At 53.6% G+C, this 267-nt stretch carries 1 protein-coding gene; it reads left to right on the plus strand.

Translation table 11 applies throughout. The annotated features are described in order from the left end of the window. Positions 1-267 (plus strand): arginine--tRNA ligase domain-containing protein (argS, locus tag JEM65_RS21685; protein WP_199603843.1); only part of this gene is annotated, 267 nt, incomplete at both ends.

The following is a 267-nucleotide window of genomic DNA, read 5'->3' on the forward strand; positions in this document are numbered from 1 at the left end:
TGACGTATAACCGCCTGAACGTGACCCTGACAGAAGATGATGTGATGGGTGAAAGCCTGTACAACAGCATGCTGCCTGGCATTGTCTCCGACCTGCAGGCCAAAGGGCTGGCAGTCGACAGTGAAGGCGCCGTGGTCGTTTATCTGGATGAATATAAAAACAAAGACGGCGACCCGATGGGCGTTATCATCCGTAAAAAAGATGGCGGCTACCTGTACACCACCACCGACATCGCCTGCGCGAAATACCGCTACGAAACACTCGGTG

Origin of the sequence: Gelidibacter salicanalis (assembly GCF_016469035.1) — a bacterium.
In the GTDB taxonomy this organism is placed as follows: Bacteria; Bacteroidota; Bacteroidia; order Flavobacteriales; family Flavobacteriaceae; genus Gelidibacter; species Gelidibacter salicanalis_A.